The 5931-nt window shown below is 64.9% G+C and carries 5 protein-coding genes and 2 pseudogenes; 4 read left to right on the top strand and 3 right to left on the bottom strand.

All coding sequences use genetic code 11. From position 1 onward, the window contains the following. Positions 1 to 415, top strand: a pseudogene (locus CHC11_RS39900) (hypothetical protein); the annotation flags it as partial. Positions 416 to 829: 414 nt separating this feature from the next. Here the strand turns inward: CHC11_RS39900 and CHC11_RS40965 are convergent. Further along, a complete protein-coding gene (locus CHC11_RS40965) occupies positions 830 to 1471 on the bottom strand; it encodes a hypothetical protein (RefSeq protein WP_143227495.1) in 642 nt (213 codons plus the stop codon). Between the two features lie 694 nt (positions 1472 to 2165). Here CHC11_RS40965 and CHC11_RS43220 point away from each other — a divergent pair. Continuing rightward, positions 2166 to 2395 (top strand): annotated as a pseudogene (locus CHC11_RS43220) (IS3-like element IS987 family transposase); the annotation flags it as partial. 103 nt (positions 2396 to 2498) lie between these two features. On the opposite strand, the gene CHC11_RS39895 reads toward CHC11_RS43220, so the two are convergent. Next, the gene (locus CHC11_RS39895) at positions 2499 to 3152 is read right to left on the bottom strand and encodes a TetR/AcrR family transcriptional regulator (RefSeq protein ID WP_218826456.1); all 654 of its coding nucleotides are present in this window, start codon (positions 3150 to 3152) and stop codon (positions 2499 to 2501) included. A 56-nt stretch (positions 3153 to 3208) separates the two neighbouring features. Here CHC11_RS39895 and CHC11_RS39890 point away from each other — a divergent pair, with 56 nt between their 5' ends. Continuing rightward, on the top strand, positions 3209 to 3502 hold the full coding sequence (locus CHC11_RS39890; protein ID WP_089317103.1) for a hypothetical protein: 294 nt from the start codon (positions 3209 to 3211) through the stop codon (positions 3500 to 3502). Next, entirely contained in the window at positions 3502 to 4377 is an 876-nt protein-coding gene (locus CHC11_RS39885; protein ID WP_089317102.1) for a class I SAM-dependent methyltransferase, read from the top strand. Before CHC11_RS39890 ends, CHC11_RS39885 begins: the two co-directional genes overlap by 1 nt. A gap of 203 nt (positions 4378 to 4580) precedes the next feature. Here CHC11_RS39885 and CHC11_RS39880 read toward each other — a convergent pair whose 3' ends face one another. Continuing rightward, positions 4581 to 5327, bottom strand: a complete 747-nt coding sequence (locus CHC11_RS39880; protein WP_179279246.1) for a transposase family protein — start codon at positions 5325 to 5327, stop codon at positions 4581 to 4583. Between the last annotated feature and the right edge of the window lie 604 nt (positions 5328 to 5931).

The raw sequence follows: 5931 nt of genomic DNA, 5'->3' as shown, positions 1-5931 counted from the left end.
GCGACAGTCGGGCCCAACGGCTGACCCGACGCCGAAAACCAAGAGCCGGTTGGGTCGCTCCGCGACCCAACCGACCTCACGAAAAATCGAGGCTAGCGCAGCAGAGAACAAGCTCGCGGAGAACTACGCCCAAGACGTCATCCGAGTAGGAACCGACGCCGGTGGAGTCGAACGATCCCCGATGCGTAACGCGGAAGCCCGGCTGACCCTTGGACTGATCGCGGCACGCGAAGGCGACGTGGAAAGAGCCGTGGACTTCGGCGAACGCGCACTCAAGGGTGAGCGAAAGTCGCTGCCAAGCTTGCTGATGGTCTCCCGTGAACTCGGCTCCACGATCAAAGAGCAGTACGAGACGGAGCCGAGAGCCGTCGAGTACCTCGACCACCTTCGCCAGCTCCAAGCGACTGCCCGATAGTCGCCAGGCAGAGAGCCGTCGGAGAGAGCGTCATTCAGCGTCCGGGACTCTGTGCAAACTTTCTGTACGTCTTCAAGGCGGCCCGAGAACCGGGCCGCACGCGCCGCCGACTCGGCGCCTGGCCCTGACGCCTCTGCTTAGGCGCCGGCGACAGGACCAGGCCGACGCCGGTCGGCAGGCGCGAAAGCATCAGGCACCGCGGGGCCGCTCGAAGACGGGGTGTCACACGGGGTTGCGCACTCCGGCCGGGTGCCGCTGGCCGGTTCCCGACTTGCGCGGGGACCCCGCGCGAGGCCTCGCGACGGGGCCATCGCGGGCAGGCAGGTGCCGCCCGTCCGCCGATTCAGGCTACGAGGCCCCGCCCCCGCGCAAGTCCGGAACCGTCCAGCTACTACCCAATCAGCACAGCCAAATTTATATTTCTCTACTCACCTTCCAAACCTTTTCAAATATTCTCTCACAGAGATTGAATATCGGATGACCCGCCGAAACAGAAATGGCTGAAGAGTCGGCTCCGTGTTGCATATCCGAATAAGCCGTCAAGAATGCCCGCCGTTCGGAAAGGATGATTCGACCAATGGCCGGAAAATCATAGACTCTGAGCATTATTCGATCAACATCCCGTGAAGCTGTCTTTATATATAGAATATTCGCCTTTATTTGCTCTACAAGCAAACCACCTCCATGCCCACTGTCATATCCGGCAGCTTCTTGCTCGTGATCGTCAATCCAACTTCCCGGCCCTGCCGAATCGGGATCCGGAAGAAGTATTTTCACGGAGATTTGCCTTCCCCAAAGACCGCTAAACGTGGCACTCGTCAACTCATTTCCACGTCCGGCCAAAATGCGAATCTGACGCGCCCCCTTCAATTCTCGCTCAACGGCTATCGCCATACTTCGTTGACTCTCGTATCTTTCAACGATATCCGCTTTGGTAATATTCAATACGATTCTTCTAAAAGTTTGTCGTATCCGCTTTGACGTCGCCCAACCCAAGAGAACCGTAACCAAACTTGCCGCCAGTGAACTAACAACTCCCACCCAGAACTCATACACCTCAACACTCCTTCCGTGACATCAAAACCATACTCACATTAAGCCTCCCTATCTTCCACTACCCGTACAGCCACATCGTGGCTACAGAGCCTAAATCGTTAGCCACCCCACCAGCTTCGTGATCCTCAATAGCCACAGGACTCACGTCCGCCCTCGTCCCCAAAACTTGGGGACCGCGTGGGGACCACACGCACTGCGCGGGACCTCACGCTGCCTTAATCAACACACCTCGATCACGTATTCGATTCAAGGTCTGAACTGCAAAAATCTCTCCCCCGCCGTCCTGGGGGTCAAGGGGTCGTGGGTTCAAATCCCGCCGTCCCGACAGAGTTTATGCAGGTCAGATGGCTAAACCGAAGTCGCTCCGCGGCTCCCCCAACGGCGGTGGGGAGCCACAGGGGGAGCCAACGCCCGCAGGCTCGGGCCCAGAAAGCGGCTTTCGTCTCAGTGGATAGATCACGTTAGCCGGAAATGCGTGTCACGCACATGACACCGGTCAAGAAGTCCTCACTGTGTGCTCAGGTGAACATCCACAGACCCTTCGCTGAGCAGCCGAGCTTTCCAGCCGCTGGCAGGTGTCCGGGACGAGGAATGTGAGACGCCCGAGGTGGAGTGGAGGCTCGTTTCCCTGAGTGGATCGAGTCATGGCACGTCCGTCCCCTATTTCCCGGAGCTGCGCTGGCGCGCGGTCCGCATGGTGGTCGAGGTTCGTCCGGACTACCCCAGTGAGCGGTCGGCGTTGAAGGCTGTCGCAGCCGAACTGGCAGTCACCTCAAAGGGACGGTGCGCAGGTGGGTGCGTGGGGTCCAGGTCGACGGCGGCGCCAGGCCAGGGACCACGCCCGAGGAACCAGCGGAGCTCAAGCGGCTCAAATGGGAGAACGCCGAGCTGCGGCGGGCGAACGAGATCCTGAAGGACCCGAGCGTGACGAATGACTTGACAGGGAATCGCTGATCGCGCGCTATGACGACCTTGAACCGTTTCCCGACGCCGCCCCGGCGCTGCAAGCGCTACTCGACCGGGGTTGTCAGATCTCGGGCGGTGGGAGGTCGAGGATCGCGGCGGCCACGGAGTCCACGTACCAACGTTGGAAGCGCTCGGGCGACCAGCCGCGTTCGCGTACGAGCCAGTCGTAGTTGGTGACGTCCATGGCGAGGAAGAGGACGTCGGCAGCGCTGTCGACGTCGTGGTCGGGACGCAGGCGACCGGTGGCCGCGAGTTCGGCGGCGAACATGGTCATGCCCCGTCGGCGTTCCTCGGTGTTCTTGCGCCAGATCACGGCAACGTCGGGGTCGGCGGTGGCGGCGCCGGCCAGCGCGATCATCACCTCGGCTTGGCGGGCGTGGGTCTGGTACAGGTGCCGGGCGTAGCGGGCGAGCTTGTCGCGGGGGTCGGTGAGTGCGCGGATCTCGGCGACGAACGGCCTGTCGGGCAGTGCGGTCGGCTCGTCGTCACCGGCGATGGTGACGTCGACGAGTTGGGAGAGCAGGTTGCGTTTGCTGCCGAAAACGGCGTACACGGTCTGGATCGCGACCCCGGCCTCGGCTGCGACCGCGGTGAGCGGGGTGGCGGCGTAACCGGGATCGACGAACAGCCGGCCGGCCGCGTCCAGGATCGCCCGGCGGGTCTGACGGGCCTGTTGCCGGCGCCGTGCCGATTCATAACGCCTCTTGACATCCACGTGAGAAGCGTAGTCTTGTATTGGATAGAGGCTTCATCTAGTGAAAGTGGGTCGGGATGCCGTTCGGAGTGCTGCAGGAGATGCCCGGAGTCACCGAGAGCGAGTACCGGCTGGTGGAGAAGCACTTGGGGCCGGACCGGCCGCCCGGGCTGCTCGCCCATGTGGCCGGTCCCGCCCCCGACGGCTGGAGGATCATCAACGTCTGGGAGAGTGAAGAGGCGTTCCGTCGTTTCCAGTCCGAACGGTTGATCCGAGCAGCCGGTCTCGCGGCGCAGCATGAGGGGTTCGACCCCGGCAAGGCCGCCGGATTCCGGTCGGTCACCCTCGACGGCACCGAACTGCCGTTCTGATGCCCCACACCGCGTCCCTGCGCGCGCGCAACCTTGCATTCTGGACGCAGACGGCGCCCGGCTGGATACGGCACGCCGACCGGCACGATCATCTCGGCCGGCCGCTGGGCAGGCCCGCGATGGACTGGCTGCGGCCACGCGCGGGTGAGCGGATCCTGGACGTCGGCTGCGGTTGCGGGGGCACCACCGCCGCCCTGGCGGAGGCCGTCGCGCCGACCGGTCAGGCGGTCGGTGTGGATCTGGCCGAGTCGATGGTGGCCGCCGCCCGCCGGCGGTTCCCCCTGGACCGGCACCCCGGTCTGCGGTTCGTCGCCGCCGATATCGAGACGGTCGGTGTCGTGCCCGGTGCGCCGTTCGACGCGGTGTTCTCCCGCATGGCGCTGATGCTGCTGGCCGACCCGGTCGACGGCTGCATCGCGATAAGGCGGTCGCTGCGCCCGGGCGCCCGGCTGGCCGCGACCGTCTTCCGTGATGGCACGGCCAACCCCTGGCTCGCGATGGCTGTGCTCGGCGCAGCGCCCCATCTCGACGCCCTGCCGCCGCTGCCGCTGGGCGAGGAACCGGGCCCGTTCGCCTTCGCGCAACCGGCGCGCATCGAGCGCATCCTCACCGCAGCCGGCTTCGAAGGCATCACGATCCAGCCACCCGATGTCACCCTGGAGGTTCCCGACGAACCCGACACGGTGGCCGAATGGCTCATCGAAATGGGGCCCGCGAGCGCGGCGTACCGGGCCGCCCCTCCAGCACGGCAGGCGGCCGCCAGGTCAGCAACCGCCGGGCTCCTCGCCCGGTTCGGTGCCCCTGGCGGTGACTCCGGGGTCACCTACCGGCTCCCGGCCGGCCTCTGGCTGATCACCGCGACGACACCCAAGTGATCAGCCGCCGAACCCCGGGACGGGGTGGTTTGACGACCACCACCACCCGCAAGGCAATCGACCGGATCCAGCGCGAGAGCAAACGCGACGACAAGCACAGGGAAGCTCGGACGGTGTACGCTGGCCACCCGCCCGGCCGTACCCGTGTCAACAGCCTGCGCCGACCGCCGGATCGACCGGGACTCACTGAGGTGATTCCATCCTCATCGGCCCTGGTACTCGAGGGTGAGGATCGCTTGGACTACGGCGGTCAGGCAGCTGGGTGAGCAGCGTGCCTTGCGCAGGATGTGCCATTGCTTGAGGGTGGCGGCGCCGCGTTCACCGACGGCGCGGACCTTGGCGTGGTACCGGTTGAACAGCTTCTTGCGTTTTCCCAGCTTGCGGCCCTTCTTCCGCTTGTAAGGAGTGCCGATGGCGCCGCCGGCTCCCTGATACCCCTTGTCGGCGTAGCCGGCGGTCGCCCAGAAGGTCAGGCCGTCGACGATGCCGTGCTGTCGGGCCGCGGTCAGGTCGTGCACCGAGCGCCCGCCGGCAGGATCTCCCATACGGTGGGACGCGGCGATCGTGTACCCAAGCCGGGCCAGTTCACCCGGGATTCGCCGGTGTCCCCAGGTCGGGCTCTCCCGCGCCATCCGAACAATCAGGGTCCTGATCGAAACGCCGGTAGGCGGCCGTCCCGGCCGGCGACGATCGGTGTACGTCCACTTCCGGGCGACCAGCCGGCGGTGCCAGCGCAGGATCGTGGCCGGGGTGACCGGGAAGACCTCCGCCCACCGGCGGCGGTGCACCAACCGGGACAACGCCGCTAACCAGAGCCGGTCGAGGTGATCCCGTTGCGGCCGGCCGCGAACCTGCCGGCGCAGCACCTGGTTCTCGTGCCGCCGCACCAGCAGTTCGGCCTCCTTGGACAAGTCCGACAGAGGGGCATCACCAGCAAGCCGAACAGGCATCTGAGCAAACGGTAGACCAGCGAAAACAGCACCCCGAGATGGTCCCAGCCACGCCATCGATCCCGCAGCGAAACCTCAGGTCACGGCACGAAACCGAGTTTTCGAGCGGGACACGCCCATTTAGAGCGACGGCTCGGCGCGCAGACCTTCCGCGTCTTCTTCCTGGACGACCGCAATCTCCAGGCAATGCCCCGTGACGGTGTCCACGGTGACGTTCTTGATCAGCCGACAGTGCAAGATCCCCGCTCCGGGGTTCTCCGCATGCGTCCGGCACCATGCCGGGCACTGCTTCAAGCCCACGGGTGGCAGCTCAGATGAAAGCTGCCGAGTCGGCCCCAGTGGCTTCGACGGGTTTCCCCGTCTCGACGACTGTCATACCACCCTCCACTTTGATCACTATGTGCCATTGAACAATCACTCTTCGTACGGGGGTGGTGGGCGGCGGGTTCAACAGGATGCGTGGAACCGGCGATCGCGACCGCTATGGCGGCCCTGGAAGTCGAGAAAGCCCTAGTACTACATAGCTAGATCTGGATGATCTGGAGGCGCAGGTGTCGCCTGAAGTGATGCCTGCGCGCTTCGGCTTGATGGCCGCGACGGAGGG

The sequence above is a fragment of the Actinomadura mexicana genome (genome assembly GCF_900188105.1).
In the GTDB taxonomy this organism is placed as follows: domain Bacteria; phylum Actinomycetota; class Actinomycetes; order Streptosporangiales; family Streptosporangiaceae; genus Spirillospora; species Spirillospora mexicana.
Note: the sequence above shows the minus strand (reverse complement) of the source record. Positions and strands in the feature narration are given on the sequence as shown.